The organism is Pseudomonas sp. BGI-2, assembly GCF_004310295.1.
Lineage (GTDB): Bacteria > Pseudomonadota > Gammaproteobacteria > Pseudomonadales > Pseudomonadaceae > Aquipseudomonas.
The window spans coordinates 19,863-39,990 of sequence record NZ_SISB01000041.1 but is presented as its reverse complement, the minus strand read 5'-3'; the positions used below and the strand labels follow the sequence as shown (position 1 = coordinate 39,990).

Genomic DNA, 20,128 nt, shown 5'->3' with positions numbered 1-20,128 from the left:
TCGCTGCAATCCCCCGGCGAGCGCATGTCGCTGGCCGCTGATTTGGCCCGCCGCTCGGCCAGCCAACGGGGGCGCCCATGACCCATCTAGCCAACCTCGCCGCAGCTGCGGCATCCAAATCCCCCATTGGCTCTCTGGGTGCCTGCCCCTTGCGCCAAACCCATGTGCAGTTGTTGCCCTTGCGTTATGGACTGGTGGAAAAACCCCTCGATCCGAGTGCCGAACTGAAGCTGCCGTATGCCCTGACGACCCGCCCGCTGGGCATTCGCATGCTGCGCGATGGCTGGTTGTACGTTATCGACAGCGTCACCGGTCACCTGCATGAATACCGCGTACTCAACGGACTGGTCAGTGCCTTGCTGCACAAGGGCGCCAAGGTCGTTGATGATCGGCGTACACCCATCGAAGAGCGTCCGGCGCTGGTGTTTTCAAGACGCAGCACCCTGCATGTGACCTTCGCCGAAGTGCAGTGGACGGCGACCAAATGCATGCAAGTGCTCGACAGCCGCGAGGAACGCGAACACTTCATGCAGGCCGTCGATCTCGGCCCGGTGCATTGCCAAACCGGTGGCGAGCATCTGCTGACGGTCGCGCAAGGCAAGCAGTGGCTGGCAGAGATTGCTACGGTACCGGTCCAGCAGGCCCAAGCCGCCCAAGACCGCGCCGACCTGGAAGCCGAGTCGCCACCGGACGCCGTTCTATTGCCGACGCTGCAGGTCTGCGACGCTCCCGCGCACGAACGTGAACCCTATTTGTGGGAGCAGCCGCGGCGCTTTCGCGAGGCGCACATTGGCGAGTTTCTCGGGCGGGTCCGCCCGGCTTATCAGGACGACACGCTGTTCCTCGTGGTGCAGGACGACCTCGGCGTGCTGCGTGATCTGGCCGAGTATCAAAACACCGCGGTCGGTTGGGTCGACGACTGGAGCAACGCCGACCACAACGAACGCGATTACTTGCTGGCTTGCTACATCGAGTCCTTGAGCCTGCTCAGTCCCGCGGATGTCGGCAACCTGGCCAATGCCAGCGACGACCCGGCGGTCAATGCGCTGCTCGTCGATCTGCAACAGTTGCCCGAACCGGATCGGGAACAGACCCGCAAAGCCTTGCTGGATTACCTGAACAAGGGCGGCAAGGTCGAGCCTGTCGACGTACCACCCTCCCCGGAGCTGGTGCAGATGCGCAAGGAAGCCCAAGCCGAAGTCCAGGAGATGCTCAAGTATCAGGGGGGCAATCCAGACATCACTGCACACAGGCGCGCCATTGACGACGCGGACCGCAGTTACTACACCCGCCAGCACTTTGCGATGGCCCCCACCGACTTCGTTGAGCAGCACCTCAAAACGCTGATTAAGCTCGGCAAGGAGCAAAACAAACGCATTGAGGACGTGATCGCGGGCTCCAATATCACGGGCAAACGCGGGATCAACGATTTCATCGACCGCCCCGCCATGGACGACGCGTTGTTTCAGCACCGCGCAGACCTCGGGCGCTGGAACCGCTTGCTCGAACGCATCACCGCTGACCGTACGATGCTGGTATGTGCCGGGCGTTACCATCGTTCGGCCTGGTACTACGACGCGCACGAGCCGCAGCAATTGGCCGAGGTTTTCGCTGCTGAATACGCCTGTATCAAAGACATCTGCCGCAGCGACCATGCCAGTGAAGAGATGCTGGGTTACCTGGAAAAACACCCGGAGTTGACCCGATCCGCGTTTTACACCTTGCCGCTACGCGTTCGGCCTGAGCTGCTGGTGCAATACAGCGTGCTATCCAATGCTGGGACCGGCCTGTTCAGCAAGCTGCCCGATTGGTTGGAAACCCTGCGAAAAATCGAACAAGCGCACCTGCCGGCCCTCGACGATTTGCCCGAACACACCCGCGCCATGGCCGACGCGGTGCAACACAGCTACAGCCCAGCGTTGAACCTGGGCCTGAGTCGCGCGCTGGAGGGCTTCGATCTGGCGGGTGGAAAAGTCCCCGACCTCGACGAACTGTTCCGCCATCTGCCCAAAGCGCTGCCGGCACGGATCCTCGATGCGGCGAAAAGCACCGGGGTGACCTTTACTGTCGCCAGCCCGGCCGAACACGCGGCGCTGCAAACCGACATCAAGGACGTGCTCAGGGAGCGCGCTTACCAAAAGAGTTTGACCCGTGAGCGCAACCGGCTTACCCACAACAAAAACCTGCCGGGACACAAGACCCAACGGGCGGTTGAGTTGCAGACCGAGATCGATCGGGTGCGTGCGCAATTGACTCAACTCGAAGGCCGACTGGCGGGCGCGCTGAGCCCGATTGCCGAACTGCCGGATCAGTCGGTGCGCACCTACGGTGCCACCCCGGCTCGGGCGGGGGTGACGGTGGTATTTCCACCGGCGCAGCAGCAGGAGGTGAGGAGTTTGCTGAAGAACATTCGGCTGGGGATTCAGAGTGTGCCGAAGGCAGACTTGATCAAGAGCGAAGGGGTTGGGTTGTTGGTGTTTTTGGCGCAGGCGGTGAATTTGGTGGTGGCTTATCGAGAGATGACGAAACAGACGAAAGACAAACAGAAACTAGGACCGTTGATGAATGCAGTAACCGCTACCGGCGCTGCTGGGTTCGCCGCAGCTCAAAGCTTGGCAGACACCGCACTGAAGGCGCGCAGCGATAAGTTAGTCGAGGCTCTTCAACATCACGCCTTGCAGAATGTGCATGTGCAGATGGGAAAAATGCATGTTGGACTGGGTTACTTTACCTATTTATTCGGTTTCGGGGCCTCTGTAATCAGCCTGAATACCCAACAGCAGAATTGGCAGCAAGCGACGCGCAGTGGCAACCGCGCGGCCCAAAGAAGCGCTGCTCTTGGCACAGTGGGTGCTGCCGGCATGACGGCTGTTAATGCCAATGGCCTTAGCCATACCGTGCACGCCACTTTTAAAGTCCTGACTGCAAGGAGTGCCGCGGCACGAACAGCCGCGTGGGCCGCCGCCGGCACACGTCTTTCAACAGTCTTTTTCCGGGTCAACCTGGCCGGCTTCTTGTTTACCGTTTTGGAGTTTGGCGGCACCTGGCTGTTCAACCGCTACAACATCAGCGCCCACGATAAATGGCTCAAAACCACACCATGGAGCCTGGACACCGATGAACGCGGTAACCACACCCTGGATGAGTACCAACGTTACCTCGGCGATTTACTTCACGCCCCTACTGCACAACTTGGCTTGAACAAACATGACTCATTGCTGAAGAACCTGTTTTTGCGCGCCAAACCCAGCGATATCCATCTGGAGCTACCGAGGGTGAAACTAAGCGACTTCCAGCCCCCATTAAGTGGGAAACCCTCCCACCGCTTGGGCATTGGCGCCCATCGGCTTTACCGCCCACTCGACAGCCGCGGTACCGCCCGCGAACGCAAGGATGTGATCAGTAATGAAGTGACGGACAGCCTGGAAGTCGTGCAAGCAGACCCGCTGATTGTATGCCTGCAATATCCGCTGAATCGTAATGCCCCAATGGCGCCCGTGGTCGAGACACTGGAACTGGGGGTATGCGTGCAAGTGTTGAATGCCAAAGGACAGTGGATCTCCCGCACCCACGTCATCCACCTTAATCCTCGTGGCGAAGGGCATTTTCCTTCGCTGCCGCCCAATACAGTTATCGAGCATCCGCCCCTGTTGCTGGTTGAAACCCATTTGCTGGAGTTGGCCGACCATGCCCAACAACCTGGATAGCCCCATGCCGGTACCGCACCTTGAGCAATCGCGCAAAGCCGGAGATGTCGAGCCCTTTCCAAGCGGGAAGATTACCTATCTCGCGCCGCTGCCGCTTCCAACACCGTTGCCGCCTCATGGCCCTCACATCGGGGAATTAAATGAGGTGTACATGGACTTCGGGTTGGGATCGCCAGAGGTGTTCTCATGGCAAGTCATATTAGGCGGACCATTCAGTGGTGCATTTATGATTGCATTTTTGATACCTCTGTTCAGCGGCTTCATGTTTTTTCTGTTCGGCCAAAGCTGGGAGGATATACAAGACATCACAACTCGTATGTTCATAGAGGAGGCGTATGAGCTCGCCCTAGTAACCGGTTTTCTCACCCTATTCATCGGCCTCTGCGTCTGGCTCCACAACCACAACAAACGCGCCGAAATCATCCCCACCCGCTTGAACCGCCAACGCCGCGAAGTCTGTTTCATGCCCGAAGACGCCACCGAACCGGTCTTCGTCCCCTGGGAGTCCCTCTCGGCCTGGGTCATCGAAGCCCAAAGCGCCACCCAATACGGCATCCGCCGCCAATACGGCATGGGCATCGGTTTCCAGCATGGCGAAATCCTCACCAGCGTCGAATTCCCCTGCACCGGCCTGCCCATCGCCATCAGCTACTGGGAAGCGATCCGTGGCTACATGGAATACGAAGTCAACGACCTCAAATCCATCCAGGACTTGCAAGACCTGCAAGGCCCCGACGACCCGCCCCACGAAGGCCTACACACCTTCCACAACGCGCGCGCGCGCATGCATCAGCAAATCCGCGACGGTTCCCGCAATCGAGTCTCGGGTTTTTTCTGGTACCTGTACCACGTCATGACACTGTGGACGATTCCCAACCACCTGACCGAATGGGAAATCCGCCGCCTTCAGAAAATGGCCCCGCACGTCTTGCCCGAGGTGATGCGCCAATGGTCCGAGCCGCTGCCCAAGGAGCAATGGGCCAAGCCGAGCGAAGAACTCGTGCGGATGAGTGAGCTGGTTCGGCAGCTACACAAACGTCAACCTCGCCGGACAATCACCGAGATTTTTGCCGAGGTGTATCGGGGCGACAGCACGGGCAAACGACGCGCATGAAGCGTTCTGACTGGACGAACCGCGTCGCTCACACCGCCGTCATCGCGGGTAAGCCTTGCTCCTACAAATCGGTGCACGTCTTGGTGGACAACGGCCAGTGGATCTCTCGCACCCACGTCATTCACCTCAACCCTCGTGGCGAAGGCCGTTTTCCTTCGCTGCCGCCCAACACAGTCATCGAGCATCCGCCCCTGTTGCTGGTTGAAACCCATTTGCTGGAGTTGGCCGACCATGCCCAACAACCTGGATAGCCCCATGCCGGTACCGCACCTTGAGCAATCGCGCAAAGCCGGAGATGTCGAGCCCTTTCCAAGCGGGAAGATTACCTATCTCGCGCCGCTGCCGCTTCCAACACCGTTGCCGCCTCATGGCCCTCACATCGGGGAATTAAATGAGGTGTACATGGACTTCGGGTTGGGATCGCCAGAGGTGTTCTCATGGCAAGTCATATTAGGCGGACCATTCAGTGGCGCATTTATGATTGCCTTCCTATTCCCTCTATTTACTGGGTTTCTTGGGGTTATTTTTGGTTACGGCAGAGAAGCTATCTGGGACTCAATGACGGCTATATTCCACGAAGGCCATGGGTATGCGGCAGTAACCGGCTTCAGCACCCTATTCATCGGCCTCTGCGTCTGGCTCCACAACCACAACAAACGCGCCGAAATCATCCCCACCCGCTTGAACCGCCAACGCCGCGAAGTCTGTTTCATGCCAGAGGATGCCACCGAACCGGTCTTCGTCCCCTGGGAGTCCCTTTCGGCCTGGGTCATCGAAGCCCAAAGCGCCACCCAGTACGGCATCCGCCGCCAATACGGCATGGGCATCGGTTTCCAGCATGGCGAAATCCTCACCAGCGTCGAATTCCCCTGCACCGGCCTGCCCATCGCCATCAGCTACTGGGAAGCGATCCGTGGCTACATGGAATACGAAGTCAACGACCTCAAATCCATCCAGGACTTGCAAGACCTGCAAGGCCCCGACGACCCGCCTCACGAAGGCCTGCAAACCTTCCGCAACGCCCGCGCACGCATGCACGAGCAAATCCGCGACGGTTCCCGCAACCGGCTCTCGGGTTTTTTCTGGTACCTGTACCACGTCATGACGCTGTGGACGATTCCCAACTACCTGACCGAATGGGAAATCCGCCGCCTTCAGAAAATGGCCCCGCACGTCTTGCCCGAGGTGATGCGCCAATGGTCCGAGCCGTTACCGAAGGAACAATGGGCCACGCCGAGTGAAGAACTGCTGCGCATGAGCGCACAGGTCCGCGCCCTGCACAAACGTCAGCCGCGACGCCCGATCACCGAGATCTTTGCCGAGGTACAGCGTTTAAATCCGACCGACAAACGTCGCGCATGAGGTGTTATTCCAAAGTAATCGGCTCGGACAATTAGCCGACAACAGTGGGAACATTTAATGTCGTTCCAGACTTGTTGCTTGAAATGTCTTCAGTGCCGCTTCGCAAGCGCTTTGGCGGAACCGAAAACCGCCGATTTGAATCAGCGGAGTAGCGAGAACCGGTTACAGCCTCCAATTGCCCGCCTTCACGCACAAAATCATTTACCTCTTTCACCCGGCGACTGCGCAGCCAGGTAATCCACCGGATCAACTCGGTGTGCCCCTGCTGTTCTAGCATCTGCGTAATACGCACTTGCCAGCGCTTGCAGGCTGGTCCGCAAAGTCCTGTACGGCGTTGCAAATCAACCACGCTTTCGCCATTGATCACCCCCTGAGCAAAACCCAGCCAGTGTTCCGGATAACCCAATCGGGACAGCACCGTGCCACGCAGTAAGCTCAACGTGCTTGAGCAGCCAGAACAGTAGAAATTAGGACGCCGCTCATCGACACGCTTCATGTCAAGTGATCCACACCTTGAGCAAACAGCCTGTTGAGTCGTCAGCAAATGCTCTAACCCGCTCAGGAACATCTGGGCCTGGGCCGCAATATGCGGCGGCGGTTCCAGGTCGGTTCGATCTTGTCGCGCAGACCACCAGTGGTACAACGCGGGAAATTCTTTAGCCATTACCGCACGGCAGGGTTTAATCCAGCGCCACGTGGTGCTGGGAGAAATGCCCATCGCTTTGGCAACATTGGGCATAGGCCAGCCCGCTAAGAGGTACTGTCCGTAGGCGGACCACAGGTGCATAAGCCCATACCCCGAAAATGGATTTTTCGACAGGCAGTTAAAGCCTTTATTGCAAACCGCACAGCGGTAAAACGGAAGACGCAGGTTTGGCATGGCCTCCAGTCTGAAGCGTGGATGACCACACTGCGGGCACTCGACCGGTGATTTACTGGGTAGCTCGTGCAGATAACGGATAAATGCATCCGCCTGACTGTGCAGCTCGATGGGCAGGCATCTGTGGTAGTCAGGTGAGATTGCCAAGTGGGCAGCATTGGCCGGTGCGAACATGCGCATATCCTTTTGCTTCTTTAGCTCGTCCTTGAGCTGAGAGAAAAATATCGCGATGCCGGAGCCGCTTGGCCTGAACAAGTCGCAAAGTGCGCGGCACGCTAACAATGTATCTAAAGGATTGATGTAGGAGGGATCTTGCAACCCGGTATGAATTTTCCGCGATACTGAAAGTTCCATTTTGGAACTTTGTTAGAAATACAAATGGCCATCATGATGATGGCACTTTTCTTATTGGATGTTGTCTCTCGTCGATTTATTCATTGATATTGGCAACATTTCGGAATGCTCCTACATTCATAATATTTTATTTTTGGCATGCTTCACGTCCGCCTCAGGGGGCGAATCGGCAATGAATACAAGGTTTATTAAGGTGGCAGCGTCGGATGGCTCTATCTCAATGGTTTCCGGCCGGCTGGTCGAGAGATAAGCAATTAACCCGATCTCAGGGATTCCCCTGCTACATATAGGGCGATCTCCTACAGGAAATAAACACGCATCGTCTTGTTGTTTAATCGGATGCTTGCTAGTGGCCATCATTGTGATTACGATGCGCCCACTTGAAAGAGCACGAACTCAATTGGATGAGACTCATCGCAGCTCTTTGATACTGTCCCGCGCCGCTGCAACTGCAATTGGCGATCGACCGTAATCCTAATTAAAGGCCATGGATGTCCTACTCAAGCAAACTTTCTGCTCATTACCTTGAACTCGCAAAAGCCTCTGTTTCCAAAGAGAATTTCGCGGGCGAGGACGTTCGCTTTTCGAGCGAATATGAAGCACTTGAAAGCGAGCTGGCGAAAGCCTCGTCCATGCACGAAAGCGGTCAGATCGACTGGCTGAAAATCCGTGAAAACAGCGAAAACCTGCTGCGCACCCAGTCCAAGGATTTGCGCGTTGGCGCCTGGCTGACGTGGGCCTTGTACCAGCGTGAATCCTTTCAAGGCCTGTTGGCCGGCCTCGGTTTGTTGCACCACCTGTGCGAAAACCACTGGGCCGAAGTCCATCCGAACAAGGCCCGTACTCGCTCCGCTGCGATCAGCTGGCTGGTGCCGCGCCTCGAGCAGGTGCTGACCGAAAACGTCGCGATCAAAGAGCAGTTGCCGATGTTCCGGCGACTGGTCGAACACCTGGAAGGCCTCGATGCCGCTTGCACCGAGCACCTGGGTGACGACGCGCCGCTGCTGCTGCCGATCTCCCGCCGCCTGAAAAACATGGTGCAACGCGCCGCCGACAACCAGCCGGAACCCGGTGTGGTGGGCGCCGCAGTAGCCCAGGTCAAACAGGCCGCCACGCAACTGTTCACTCCCGGCGCGCCGATCGACAACGAAAAAGAAGCCCACAAGGCCCTGCGCGCCCAGCAGGAAAGCGCTCGTCCGTTGTGTGCCTGGTGGCTCAAGCAGAAAGCCACCGACCTGCGCGCCTTGCGCCTCAATCGCACGTTGCTGTGGTTGCCCATCGACGCGGTGCCTGAGCGCAACGCCGAGCAAATCACCGTGCTGCGCGGCTTGCCCGCCGACAAGCTCAAGGCCTATCAGGACCGTTACGATCAGGCCAAATACGCCGACCTGTTGGTGGAACTGGAGGCGAGCCTGGCGAAGGCGCCGTTCTGGTTCGATGGCCAGCGAATGGTCTGGGAATGCCTTCAGGGCCTGAACGCCGAGATGGCGATGCGCGAAGTGGAAATCCACTTCGCGCTTTTGATTCAGCGTCTGCCCGGCATCGTCGAATTGCGTTTCCACGACGGTGCGCCGTTCGCCGATCCGGCCACCCGCGCCTGGATCAGCGCCAACGTCATGCCGCACCTGCAAAGCGCCAGTGCGCCGCGCAAGGTCGAAGTCGCCGACACCCAGCCGGCCTGGGAAGTGGCGTTGGAAGAAGTCCTGCCGATCCTGCGCAAGGACGGCCTCAAGGCTGCCGTGCAGGTGCTCAAGCAGGGCCTGCAAAGTGCCCACGGCGGACGCGTGCGGTTCTTCTGGCAGTTCGCCCTCGCGCGGCTGTGCTTCATGGCCAAGAAATACGAACTGGCCAAGACCCAACTCGAAACGCTGGACCAAACATTACAGGACTCAGGCCTGAACGCCTGGGAGCCCGATCTTGCGCTGGAAGTGCTGCATTTGCTGCATAGCTGCTGCGAGTTGTTACCGCAGAACCATGCCGTACGTGAACGCAAGGAAGAGATTTATCGCAGGCTGTGCCACCTCGATCTCGAAGTGGTACTCGAATAGGCCCCAGGGCCACAACCGCAAGGAGAAAAGCCATGGCCAAAGAAGGCTCGGTAGCCCCCAAGGAACGCATCAACGTCACTTTCAAACCTGCCACCGGTGGTGCACAGGAAGAGATTGAACTGCCGTTGAAACTACTGGCAATCGGTGACTACACCCACCGCAAGGACGAACGCAAAGTCGAAGATCGCAAGCCGATCAGCATCGACAAGATGACGTTTGACGAAGTGCTGGCCAAGCAAGAGCTGAGCCTGACACTGAGCGTGCCGAACCGTCTTCAGGAAGATGGCGAAGCCGACGAACTGGCCGTGCAATTGCGCGTCAACTCGATGAAGGACTTCAACCCGGCCAGCCTGGTCGAGCAAGTGCCTGAGCTGAAAAAACTGATGGAACTGCGCGACGCGCTGGTGGCCCTCAAAGGCCCGCTGGGTAACGCGCCTGCGTTCCGCAAAGCCATCGAAGGCGTTCTCGCCGACGACGAATCCCGCGGTCGCGTACTGGGTGAGCTGGGCCTGAACGCCGCAGCCCAGGACGCCTGAGTCTCTATCAGCCAAGGAAGCCAACACAATGAGCACTAGCGCAGCACAGCAAAAGAGCAAAGAGAACGGCGAATACAGCATTCTCGACAGCATCATCGCCGAAACCCGCCTGACGCCGGACGACGAAGCCTACGACATCGCCAAGCGCGGTGTATCGGCGTTCATCGAAGAGCTGCTCAAGCCGCAGAACAACGGTGAGCCGGTCAAGAAAGCCATGGTTGACCGCATGATCGCCGAGATCGATGCCAAGCTCAGCCGTCAGATGGACGAAATCCTGCACCACCCTGACTTCCAGTCCCTGGAATCGTCGTGGCGTGGCCTGCAGTTGCTAGTCGATCGCACCAACTTCCGCGAAAACATCAAGATTGAAATCCTCAACGTCTCCAAAGAAGACCTGCTGGACGATTTCGACGATTCGCCGGAAGTGATGCAATCGGGTCTGTACAAGCACATCTACACCGCTGAATACGGCCAGTTCGGTGGTCAGCCTGTGGGCGCGATCATCGCCAACTACTTCATGTCCCCAAGCTCGCCGGACGTGAAACTGATGCAGTACGTGTCCAGCGTTGCCTGCATGTCCCACGCGCCGTTCATCGCTGCGGCCGGCCCGAAATTTTTCGGCCTGGAAAGCTTCACCGGTCTGCCGGACCTGAAGGATCTGAAAGATCACTTCGAAGGCCCGCAATTCGCCAAATGGCAGAGCTTCCGCCAGTCGGAAGACTCCCGTTACGTTGGCCTGACCGTGCCGCGTTTCCTGCTGCGTAACCCGTACGACCCGGAAGAAAACCCGGTCAAATCGTTCGTGTACAAAGAAACCGTCGCCAACAGCCACGAGCACTACCTGTGGGGCAACACCGCCTACGCGTTCGGCACCAAGCTGACCGACAGTTTCGCCAAATTCCGCTGGTGCCCGAACATCATCGGCCCGCAGAGCGGTGGCGCGGTTGAAGACCTGCCGTTGCACCACTTCGAAAGCATGGGCGAAATCGAAACCAAGATTCCTACCGAGGTATTGGTTAGCGACCGTCGTGAATACGAACTGGCCGAGGAAGGCTTCATCTCCCTGACCATGCGCAAAGGCTCCGACAACGCGGCGTTCTTCTCCGCAAGCTCGGTGCAGAAGCCGAAGTTCTTCGGCATTAGCGCAGAAGGCAAGGCGGCAGAGCTGAACTACAAGCTCGGCACCCAACTGCCGTACATGATGATCGTCAACCGCCTGGCTCACTACTTGAAAGTGCTGCAGCGCGAGCAACTCGGTTCGTGGAAAGAACGTACCGACCTCGAGCTGGAACTCAACAAGTGGATCCGCCAGTACGTGGCCGACCAGGAAAACCCGAGCGCCGAAGTCCGTGGCCGTCGTCCACTGCGCGCTGCCCAGATCATCGTCAGCGATGTCGAAGGCGAGCCTGGCTGGTACCGCGTCAGCCTGAACGTGCGCCCGCACTTCAAGTACATGGGTGCCGATTTCACCCTGTCGCTGGTTGGCAAGCTGGACAAAGAGTAAGCGGAGCCTAACTCATGACTGGATACGGCAGCCTTTTCGAACGCCTGGGTGGCGACGCGGACAAACGCGTCGGCTGGAGCCGCGAGGTCTCCGCCATGGCGTCCGTGGCTGCCCATCTGGCCAAGATGCTCAGCACCCGTGCGGGCAGCGTGCAAACGCTGTCCGATTACGGGCTACCCGATCTCAATGACATGCGTCTGAGCCTGCACGACTCTCTGAGTCAGGCCCGTCTGGCCATCGAAAATTTCATCGAAGCCTACGAGCCACGCCTGAGCAATGTGCGTGTCATCTCCCTGCCGCGTGATCACGATCAGCTTCGCCTGTCCTTCAGCATTGAAGGCTTGCTGGAAGTTGATGGTTTCAAGCGTCAGGTCAGTTTCGCCGCGCGCCTGGATGGCAGCGGTCAAGTCAAGGTCAACTAAGGAGATTCGTATGTCCGGCAAACCAGCAGCACGCGTATCCGACCCCACCGCTTGCCCGCTCCCCGGCCACGGCACCAACCCGATCGCCGCCGGTTCCGGCGACGTCTTCTTCGACGGCCTCGCGGCCGCCCGCCAAGGCGATGCCTCGGCGTGTGGTGGTGCGATGTCGGGCGGGTTGGCGACGACGGTTTTGATCAACGGCAAACCGGCTGCGACGGTGGATTCCGTTGGGACCCATGGCAACAAGGTTACGGCCGGGTCCGGGACGGTGATTATCGGGAATTCGCATTCGCCGGTGCCGTTTGTTCCGCCGTTGCCGGTGGACATTCAGTGGCCGTTTAACGAGCACTTTGTGATCAATGATCAGGACACCGGGAAACCGTTGGCTGGGGTTGAGTACACCCTTAAGACAGCCTCGGGAAAGATCATCAACGGTGTGACTGGCGCAGATGGCAAGACTCAAACCGTTTTCTCTGCAACGCCAGAGGCGGTGGAACTGGTCATTGAACCCCAAACCAAGGTCGTGCTTGCTTAAACCCTTGAGTTACAAGGGCAGTTGCTAACGGTCTGAACGGTTATCAAGAAGGATTTTGAAATGGCAGCAACAACAGTGACATCATCGATGACTCCGGCGAGTAATAAAACCGGACAATCTACGGCTGTGCGTCAGTTCAAGATCACTGATATCCCAGACACCATGATCAAAATAAAGTGGCCGGTTGCTGCTGCTTTGATGAAGCATTGGTTCAATGGTAAGCCCTGGCCGACAAAAGACGGCGGTATGGATGATGCAGTGAAGAGGCATGATGTTTTTGCTCCTCAGGAATACATCGAAGAATCCATTGTCAAGATGAGTTGGATCAGCGGGTTTGATCGGGCGAATGCAGCTATTAAGCATTTGAGAGGAACTTGGAACAGTAAACTGGGGCTGGCGCAAATTAAGAAGAATGTGGGGCGAGCGTTTTCCGCTAAAGCACCTGGGTGTTATCCATTGGCGTTCAATGGTGTGGCCAGTGCTGCTGAAAAATTTGGCTATTTTAATAATAAAACAGTTGAGTTCGAACAAGCTGGATCTGATGACGTCAATGAGTTGCGTGGAGCGCTTGCGAATTTCAATCTTCGTGTTATTGCTGAAGGTTTGGTGGTTGTAACGAATAAAAATATTGTCTTTACACCTTCTCGTTTGGGCTTTTATATCGAAGATGCCTATGATTTCAATGACGGTGTTGTTCTTTTTAGTCAGATTCTAGGGTATTGGAATTTTGACAAGTTGATCACTGATCCCGTTGAAGGTGCTTCGGCAAATATGAAGCTGAACTATGAGATGAATACCATTGATTTTAATTCAAAAGCTGAGGCGACTAAAGAGCAAGTTGAGAAGCATAGAGCGGACTCGTTGCGTCGCTATCGGGAACTGGATAGTAAGCATTATATGCTAGTGCAGAATAGCGATTTTCGAGAGTATAGAGAGATTAACAAAAAAGGCGGAGATTTTCGCGTTTATTCGGATGTTCTGTACGAGAGTGTGACAGCAGCTCCCATTGAGATACTTGTGAAATGAAGATTGCAAATAAATACTTCATGTGCGCTGTTGCATTAGTTGTTGGCTTGGTAGTTGCAATTGCGGTCATCGTAAATGGTATTTTGACCCGTGCCCCGGACGTGTCAAAACAAAGCCCGTCTGGGCAGTATTTGATCGAGTCGGTACCCGCCAGTTCGCTTCTAACTCCTCGAGACTCCGTATATTTGCGCTTCACTGATCGTGATCACCCCGATCAGACATACCGTACTCCGCTGTTCTCCGAGTTATCGCTGGATATGCGTGCAGATGAAGACGCAAAAACAGTTGGCGTTATATTTATCGAACTTGATAAGGAGAGTAAAAAATTCACACTAGGACTTTCCAATCCCAAAAGGCACTGGCTGGATTTTTTTATTAGCAATACCCCTTACGAGATAATAGACAATTAATGTTGATTTCAAGTCAAATACCGTCAATGTGGAGTAAGCGATCTCTCGCCGGTCGTACCTGCGCATTATTTTTTCTCTGTGCGTTTTTCGTGCTTGTTTGTTTTTTTTCTGTTTCCTTGAATGATATTTTTAAAAAATAGAGCCAGCAGCTTTGTGATAAGCGAATCGGGGCATTACTTAATCGAGAATGTACCGGTGAGAGGTGCGCTTGTACCATTCGATGATTTGGCGTACCTGCGAATCACCGACAAAAGAGATTCGAACACAGTGTTTCGATCTCCTTTGTATTCGCGCAGCACTGTAGACATGAGTTCTCACGAGGATGATGTGATTGTCGGAGTCGTCTGGATCGATTTTTACAAACGCGATCAGAATTTTGGTATCAGGGCTCTGGACTGGAAAGCACATTGGCTCAACAGTTTTATCAGCAATACCTCATATGAAATTGTTGGGGGTAATTGAGGTGAGTGTCAGAGCGCTGGGAACGAAAAAGGGGACTGTCCCTAATATTCTACAAAGGGAAGTTTTTGCATGAGCGAAATTGAGGGGGTTTCGATGGGGCTGGTTGAGACCGATTGGTTTTTTATTTTAGCCAGTTTCTCTTTGCTCTTGGCATTGATCGGTCTGCGAAGCACAAGCCTCAACTCAAAATTGTACCGAACTCTGACGTTTCTCATGTTGATGATCTTTCCAGTTGTCGAAATATTAGGAATATATCTCCATATTTTGAGTGTGCCAGCTGCATGATAATTGCCGTACTCACATCGGCCACAAGCTCACCCGAATTCAATACCAGGCAGCTAACCAATGTCCTTTAACCACTACTACCAAAGCGAACTCACCGCACTTCGCCAGTTAGGTCGTCGATTCGCCGAGCGTAGCCCGGCGTTGGCGCCTTTCCTGGGTCAGGCCGGGCGGGATCCGGACGTGGAGCGGTTGCTGGAAGGTTTTGCGTTCCTGACCGGGCGCCTGCGCCAGAAGCTCGACGACGAGCTGCCGGAACTCAGCCATTCCCTGATGCATCTGCTGTGGCCGAACTACATGCGGCCGCTGCCGGCGTTCAGCATTCTGCAGTTCGATCCGTTGAAGCGTTCGGGGCCTGCGTTGATGGTCGAGCGCGATACGCCGGTCGAGAGCGTGCCAATCGACGACGTGCGTTGCCGCTTCCGCACCTGCTACCCGACCGAAGTCTTGCCCCTGGACCTGGCCGCGCTGAATTACTCGGTGAAGGGCGACGGTTCGCTGTTGAGCCTGCGTCTGGAGATGAGTGCTGACGGTCACCTCGGTGAGCTGGAGTTGAGCCGTCTGCGTCTGCACTTCGCGGGCGAGCGTTACATCAGCCAGATGCTTTACCTGAGCCTGCTGCGCAATCTGGAAGGCATCGAGCTGATCCCGCTGGACGGCGCCGGCAAGCCCATCAATGGCGTCAACGGCCTGCCGATGGCGTTCAAGATGCCCGGCGACCGTGTGCAGCCGGTGGGTTTTGCTGAAGAAGAAGCGTTGATCCCGTATCCGCTGAACACCTTCCGTGGCTATCGCTACTTGCAGGAATATTTCGCCTTCCAGGACAAATTCCTGTTCGTCGACGTCAACGGTCTGGACATGCTCAAGGCATTGCCGGAAGACACGTTGAAGCAGATGCGCGGTCTCGAATTGCGCTTCGATATTCGCAAGAGCGGCATCATGCGGATGCGTCCGACGCTGGACAACGTGAAGCTCTACTGCACGCCGATCGTCAACCTGTTCAAGCACGACGCCTTGCCGATTCGCCTCGATGGCAAGCAAGACGAATACCTGCTGCTGCCGGCCGAATTCGATCTGCAGAACTGCGGCGTGTTCTCGGTGGAAACCGTGACGGGATGGAAGCCCGGCGGCCTCGGCTATCAGGAATACGTGCCGTTCGAATCCTTCGAGCACGACCCGAGTTTCGACGTGCCCAACAGCCGTCCGCATTACAGCATCCGTCAGCGTTCGTCGCTGTTGCACGACGGCCTCGACACGTACTTGAGCTTCGGCATTCGCCACACCGAAGCCCATGAAACCCTGTCGATCGAGCTGATGTGCACCAACCAGAACCTGCCGCGCAAGCTCAAGCTCGGCGACATCAGCCAGGCCTGCGAAGAGACGCCGGAGTTCCTGAGTTTCCGCAACATCACCCCGGCCACGTCCAGTTTCGCGCCGCCGCTGAACCGCGACTTCCTCTGGAAGCTGATCAGCAACATGTCGCTCAACTACCTGTCGCTAGCCGACGTCAATGCGTTGAAGGTGATTCTGGAAACCTACGACCTGCCGCGCTACTACGACCAACACGCTGAAAAAGTCAGCAAACGCCTGCTGGGCGGGCTCAAGTCAATCAAGCACCAGCACGTCGACCGGTTGCACCGGGGGTTGCCGGTTCGCGGGTTGCGCACCGAGCTGACCATCGACCCGGAAGGGTATATCGGCGAGGGCGACCTGTTCGTTTTCGCCTCGGTTCTTAACGAGTTTTTCGCGCTTTACGCCAGTCTCAATTCGTACCACGAGCTGCGGGTAAAAAGCACACAGGGAGAGGTGTACCAATGGACACCACGTATGGGCCTTCAGCCGCTGCTTTAAGCGGACTGACCCGAGGAATACGCGAGTACTCGCTGTTTCAGGCCGTGCTGCTGGTGGTTGACCGGCTGCGCGAGGCCCACCCGCACCTGAGCCAGGACGATCTGTACGACCAGCTGGAATTCCAGGCCAACCCGAGCCTGGGTTTCCCTGGCAGCGACGTCGATCGCGTGGAGTTTTTCCACGAGCACGGTCAGATGCGCGCGCGCCTGCGTTTCAACTTGATCGGCCTGGTCGGCTCCGGCTCGCCGCTGCCGGCGTTCTACGGTGAACAGGCCCTGGGCGACAGCGAAGACGGCAACCCGACCCGTAACTTCCTCGACCTGTTCCACCATCGCCTGCAACGGCTGATGCTGCCGATCTGGCGCAAGTACCGTTACCGCGCCAGTTTCGAGAGCGGTGCCCTCGACCCGTTCTCGGCGCAACTGTTTGCGCTGATCGGCCTGGGCGGCGAAGAGATCCGCAAGGCCCAGGAACTGAACTGGAAACGCCTGCTGCCGTACCTCGGCCTGCTCAGCTTGCGGGCGCACTCGGCGGCGCTGATCGAAGCGGTGCTGCGTTACTACTTCAAGCACGCCGAACTGACCATCGAGCAGTGCATCGAGCGCCGCGTGGAAATTCTCGAAGAACAGCGCAATCGTTTGGGCCGCGCCAACAGCCTGCTCGGCGAAGACCTGGTGCTGGGCGAACACGTGCGCGACCGCAGCGGCAAATTCCGCATTCATATCCGCGAACTCGACTGGCAACGCTTCCACGAATTCCTGCCGATCGGTTTCGGCTACCAGCCGCTGTGTGCGCTGGTGCGGTTCACCCTGCGTGACCCGCTCGATTACGACATTCGCCTGGTGTTGCGCCAGGAAGAAATCCGCGAACTGCGCATCGGTGAGCAAAACGCCTGTCGCCTGGGATGGACCAGTTGGCTGGGCCGCGAAAAAGCGGACGGCGTGGTGACCCTGGGCAGCAAAATTCATTAAGGACAGATGACCAATGATCAACGTAGACCTGCAACAACTTATCCAGGCGCTGGACGCCGAAACCCGTCGTGATCTGGAAAGTTCTGCCGAGCGTTGCGTCGCCCGTGGCGGCAGCAAGATCCTCGTCGAAGACTTGCTGCTCGGCCTGCTGGAGCGCCCGCAAGGCCTGCTCGCACGCGCGCTGCAAGACGCCGAAGTGGATGCCGGTGAACTGAGCGCCGCCTTGCAATCGCGGGTCGAGCACAGCGCTTCGCGTAACCCGGTGTTCGCCCCGGAACTGGTGCAGTGGCTGCAAGATGCTTTGCTGGTGGCAAACCTTGAACTGGGCCAAAGTCAGGTCGAACAGGCCGCGTTGATCCTCGCGTTGCTGCGCAATCCGATGCGCTATGCCGGCAGCCGCTACCAGTCGTTGCTGGCCAAACTAAATATCGAGCGCCTGAAAGAATTCGCCCTGTCGCAGAAAGAGCAACCGGCCACCGGCAAACCAGCTGTGCCGGGCGAATCGCTGCTGGAGCGCTTCACGCACAACCTGACCCAACAGGCCCGCGACGGCAAACTTGACCCGGTGCTGTGCCGCGATGGCGCGATCCGGCAGATGGTCGACATCCTCGCCCGTCGCCGCAAGAACAACCCGATTGTGGTCGGTGAAGCCGGCGTCGGTAAAACCGCAATCGTCGAAGGCCTGGCCTCGCGCATCGCTGCCGGTGAAGTGCCGCAAGTCTTGAAAGGTGTGGAGCTGCTGTCCCTGGACATGGGCCTGTTGCAGGCCGGCGCCAGCGTCAAAGGTGAATTCGAACGCCGACTTAAAGGCGTGATCGACGAAGTCAAAGCGTCGCCGAAACCGATCATCCTGTTCATCGACGAAGCGCACACGCTGATTGGCGCGGGAGGCAATGCCGGCGGTTCAGACGCGGCCAACCTGCTCAAGCCAGCCCTGGCCCGTGGCGAGTTGCGCACCATCGCCGCCACCACCTGGGCGGAGTACAAAAAATACTTCGAGAAAGACCCGGCCCTGGCCCGTCGCTTCCAGCCGGTGCAACTGCACGAACCGACCGTCAGCGAAGCGGTGACCATCCTTCGTGGGCTGGCTCAGGTCTACGAGAAGAGCCACGGCATCTACCTGCGCGATGACGCGGTGGTGGCGGCGGCTGAATTGTCTGCGCGTTACCTCGCGGGCCGTCAGCTGCCGGACAAAGCCGTCGATGTCCTCGACACCGCCTGCGCTCGCGTACGCATCAGCCTCGCCGCCGCCCCGGAAAGCCTCGAACGCCTGCGTGGCGAACTGGCTGAAGGTGGCCGTCAGCGTCAGGCCCTGCGCCGTGATGCCGAAGCCGGTTTGCTGATCGATCACGAAGCGCTGGACGCTTTGGAAGATCGCCTGGGCGCCGCCGAAGACGAAAGGGTCGCGCTGGAAACCCTGTGGACCGAACAGAAAGAACTCGCCGAACGCCTGCTGGACTTGCGCCAGCAATTGGCCAAGGCCCGCGAAGCGGCTGCCGTAGAGCCGACCATCACGGTCGAAGAAGACGCCGAAGGCACCGTGATCGAAACGCTGCCGGTGGACGAAGCGCAAAGCGTCGAAACTCTGGAAGCCGCACTCAACGAAACTCACAAAGCGCTGACCGAACTTCAGGTCAAAGAACGTCTGGTGAGCTTCGAAGTATGCCCGCGTCTGGTCGCCGAAGTGATCAGCGCCTGGACCGGTGTGCCATTGGCGCAACTGGCCCGCGAACACAATGCCAAGGTCGCCAGCTTCGCCACCGACCTGCGCACCCGCATCCGTGGTCAGGAACAAGCCGTTCATGCCCTGGACCGTTCGATGCGTGCCACCGCTGCCGGCCTCAACAAACCGGATGCTCCAGTGGGCGTGTTCTTGCTGGTCGGCCCGAGCGGTGTCGGCAAGACCGAAACCGCGCTGGCCCTGGCGGACTTGCTGTACGGCGGTGATCGTTTCATCACCACCATCAACATGTCCGAGTTCCAGGAGAAGCACACCGTCTCGCGCCTGATCGGTGCGCCGCCGGGCTACGTTGGTTACGGCGAAGGCGGCATGCTCACCGAAGCCGTGCGTCAGAAACCGTACTCGGTGGTGCTGCTCGATGAAGTCGAGAAAGCCGACCCGGACGTGCTCAACCTGTTCTACCAAATCTTTGACAAAGGTGTGGCCAACGACGGCGAAGGGCGCGAGATCGATTTCCGCAACACGTTGATCCTGATGACCTCTAACCTGGGCAGCGACCGCATCAGCGAACTCTGTGAAAACGGCGCACGCCCATCGGCCGAAGTCCTCGAAGAAACCATTCGCCCGGTCCTCAGCAAGCACTTCAAACCGGCACTGCTGGCGCGGATGCGCGTGGTGCCTTACTACCCGGTGGGCGGCCCAGTGCTGCGCGAGCTGATCGAAATCAAACTCGGTCGTTTGGGCGAGCGACTGAACCGTCGTCAGCTGGATTTCACTTATTCCCAGGACCTCGTCGATCACTTGGCCGAACGTTGCACCCAGAGCGACAGCGGCGCGCGTTTGATCGACCACTTGCTCGACCTGCACGTGCTGCCGCTGGTGGCCGACCGTTTGCTCGACGCGATGGCCACCGGTGAAAGCCTCAAGCGTGTCCATGCGACGCTCGACGGCGGCGCCAGTGTGACTTGCGAGTTCGCCTGAGG

16 protein-coding genes are annotated in these 20,128 nt (G+C 57.6%); 15 read left to right on the top strand and 1 reads right to left on the bottom strand.

The window, feature by feature from the left end; all coding sequences use genetic code 11:
- Nucleotides 1–77: 77 nt before the first annotated feature.
- The 4 genes from EYC95_RS23810 to EYC95_RS23795 all read left to right on the top strand — a co-directional run bounded on the left by EYC95_RS23810 (nt 78) and on the right by EYC95_RS23795 (nt 6,183).
- Nucleotides 78–3,707, top strand: a complete 3,630-nt coding sequence (locus EYC95_RS23810) for a toxin VasX (protein WP_131062497.1) — start codon at nt 78–80, stop codon at nt 3,705–3,707.
- A complete protein-coding gene (locus EYC95_RS23805) occupies nt 3,688–4,821 on the top strand; it encodes a hypothetical protein (RefSeq protein WP_131062496.1) in 1,134 nt (377 codons plus the stop codon). The genes EYC95_RS23810 and EYC95_RS23805 overlap by 20 nt, the downstream gene beginning before the upstream one ends.
- Complete coding sequence (locus tag EYC95_RS23800; RefSeq protein ID WP_131062495.1) at nt 4,818–5,072, top strand: hypothetical protein; 255 nt, start codon at nt 4,818–4,820, stop codon at nt 5,070–5,072. Before EYC95_RS23805 ends, EYC95_RS23800 begins: the two co-directional genes overlap by 4 nt.
- Nucleotides 5,073–5,379: 307 nt before the next feature.
- Nucleotides 5,380–6,183, top strand: a complete 804-nt coding sequence (locus tag EYC95_RS23795) for a hypothetical protein (protein ID WP_256656995.1) — start codon at nt 5,380–5,382, stop codon at nt 6,181–6,183.
- A gap of 31 nt (nt 6,184–6,214) precedes the next feature.
- On the opposite strand, the gene EYC95_RS23790 is transcribed toward EYC95_RS23795, so the two are convergent.
- Nucleotides 6,215–7,417: a hypothetical protein gene (locus tag EYC95_RS23790; RefSeq protein WP_131062493.1), complete on the bottom strand. Its 1,203-nt coding sequence runs from the start codon at nt 7,415–7,417 to the stop codon at nt 6,215–6,217.
- Between the two features lie 491 nt (nt 7,418–7,908).
- Here EYC95_RS23790 and tssA point away from each other — a divergent pair, with 491 nt between their 5' ends.
- From tssA to tssH, 11 genes are all read left to right on the top strand, one after another.
- Nucleotides 7,909–9,465: a type VI secretion system protein TssA gene (tssA, locus tag EYC95_RS23785; RefSeq protein WP_131062492.1), complete on the top strand. Its 1,557-nt coding sequence runs from the start codon at nt 7,909–7,911 to the stop codon at nt 9,463–9,465.
- Between the two features lie 32 nt (nt 9,466–9,497).
- The gene (tssB, locus tag EYC95_RS23780) at nt 9,498–10,001 is read left to right on the top strand and encodes a type VI secretion system contractile sheath small subunit (RefSeq protein WP_019650069.1); all 504 of its coding nucleotides are present in this window, start codon (nt 9,498–9,500) and stop codon (nt 9,999–10,001) included.
- 28 nt (nt 10,002–10,029) lie between these two features.
- Nucleotides 10,030–11,505 (top strand): type VI secretion system contractile sheath large subunit, encoded by a 1,476-nt coding sequence (tssC, locus tag EYC95_RS23775; RefSeq protein WP_109626782.1) that lies wholly within the window; start codon nt 10,030–10,032, stop codon nt 11,503–11,505.
- 14 nt (nt 11,506–11,519) lie between these two features.
- Nucleotides 11,520–11,927: a type VI secretion system baseplate subunit TssE gene (tssE, locus tag EYC95_RS23770; RefSeq protein ID WP_008150080.1), complete on the top strand. Its 408-nt coding sequence runs from the start codon at nt 11,520–11,522 to the stop codon at nt 11,925–11,927.
- A 10-nt stretch (nt 11,928–11,937) separates the two neighbouring features.
- The gene (locus EYC95_RS23765; protein WP_131062491.1) at nt 11,938–12,462 is read left to right on the top strand and encodes a PAAR domain-containing protein; all 525 of its coding nucleotides are present in this window, start codon (nt 11,938–11,940) and stop codon (nt 12,460–12,462) included.
- Between the two features lie 60 nt (nt 12,463–12,522).
- Nucleotides 12,523–13,488, top strand: coding sequence for a DUF6402 family protein (locus EYC95_RS23760; protein ID WP_131062490.1), 966 nt, complete (start codon nt 12,523–12,525; stop codon nt 13,486–13,488).
- On the top strand, nt 13,485–13,898 hold the full coding sequence (locus EYC95_RS23755; protein ID WP_131062489.1) for a hypothetical protein: 414 nt from the start codon (nt 13,485–13,487) through the stop codon (nt 13,896–13,898). The genes EYC95_RS23760 and EYC95_RS23755 overlap by 4 nt, the downstream gene beginning before the upstream one ends.
- A 531-nt stretch (nt 13,899–14,429) precedes the next feature.
- The gene (locus EYC95_RS23745) at nt 14,430–14,645 is read left to right on the top strand and encodes a hypothetical protein (RefSeq protein ID WP_256656994.1); all 216 of its coding nucleotides are present in this window, start codon (nt 14,430–14,432) and stop codon (nt 14,643–14,645) included.
- Nucleotides 14,646–14,705: 60 nt separating this feature from the next.
- Nucleotides 14,706–16,493: a type VI secretion system baseplate subunit TssF gene (tssF, locus tag EYC95_RS23740; protein ID WP_131062488.1), complete on the top strand. Its 1,788-nt coding sequence runs from the start codon at nt 14,706–14,708 to the stop codon at nt 16,491–16,493.
- Complete coding sequence (gene tssG / locus EYC95_RS23735; RefSeq protein ID WP_131062487.1) at nt 16,457–17,464, top strand: type VI secretion system baseplate subunit TssG; 1,008 nt, start codon at nt 16,457–16,459, stop codon at nt 17,462–17,464. The genes tssF and tssG overlap by 37 nt, the downstream gene beginning before the upstream one ends.
- Before the next feature lie 13 nt (nt 17,465–17,477).
- Nucleotides 17,478–20,126, top strand: a complete 2,649-nt coding sequence (gene tssH, locus EYC95_RS23730) for a type VI secretion system ATPase TssH (RefSeq protein WP_131062486.1) — start codon at nt 17,478–17,480, stop codon at nt 20,124–20,126.
- The last annotated feature ends 2 nt before the right edge of the window (nt 20,127–20,128 follow it).

Bases quoted from the DNA above. Each gene is read 5' to 3' on its own strand.
- EYC95_RS23810 (WP_131062497.1), top strand. From the start codon at position 78: ATGACCCATCTAGCCAACCTCGCCGCAGCTGCGGCATCCAAATCCCCC.
- EYC95_RS23805 (WP_131062496.1), top strand. From the start codon at position 3,688: ATGCCCAACAACCTGGATAGCCCCATGCCGGTACCGCACCTTGAGCAA.
- EYC95_RS23800 (WP_131062495.1), top strand. From the start codon at position 4,818: ATGAAGCGTTCTGACTGGACGAACCGCGTCGCTCACACCGCCGTCATC.
- EYC95_RS23795 (WP_256656995.1), top strand. From the start codon at position 5,380: ATGACGGCTATATTCCACGAAGGCCATGGGTATGCGGCAGTAACCGGC.
- EYC95_RS23790 (WP_131062493.1), bottom strand. From the start codon at position 7,417: ATGGAACTTTCAGTATCGCGGAAAATTCATACCGGGTTGCAAGATCCC.
- tssA (WP_131062492.1), top strand. From the start codon at position 7,909: ATGTCCTACTCAAGCAAACTTTCTGCTCATTACCTTGAACTCGCAAAA.
- tssB (WP_019650069.1), top strand. From the start codon at position 9,498: ATGGCCAAAGAAGGCTCGGTAGCCCCCAAGGAACGCATCAACGTCACT.
- tssC (WP_109626782.1), top strand. From the start codon at position 10,030: ATGAGCACTAGCGCAGCACAGCAAAAGAGCAAAGAGAACGGCGAATAC.
- tssE (WP_008150080.1), top strand. From the start codon at position 11,520: ATGACTGGATACGGCAGCCTTTTCGAACGCCTGGGTGGCGACGCGGAC.
- EYC95_RS23765 (WP_131062491.1), top strand. From the start codon at position 11,938: ATGTCCGGCAAACCAGCAGCACGCGTATCCGACCCCACCGCTTGCCCG.
- EYC95_RS23760 (WP_131062490.1), top strand. From the start codon at position 12,523: ATGGCAGCAACAACAGTGACATCATCGATGACTCCGGCGAGTAATAAA.
- EYC95_RS23755 (WP_131062489.1), top strand. From the start codon at position 13,485: ATGAAGATTGCAAATAAATACTTCATGTGCGCTGTTGCATTAGTTGTT.
- EYC95_RS23745 (WP_256656994.1), top strand. From the start codon at position 14,430: ATGAGCGAAATTGAGGGGGTTTCGATGGGGCTGGTTGAGACCGATTGG.
- tssF (WP_131062488.1), top strand. From the start codon at position 14,706: ATGTCCTTTAACCACTACTACCAAAGCGAACTCACCGCACTTCGCCAG.
- tssG (WP_131062487.1), top strand. From the start codon at position 16,457: ATGGACACCACGTATGGGCCTTCAGCCGCTGCTTTAAGCGGACTGACC.
- tssH (WP_131062486.1), top strand. From the start codon at position 17,478: ATGATCAACGTAGACCTGCAACAACTTATCCAGGCGCTGGACGCCGAA.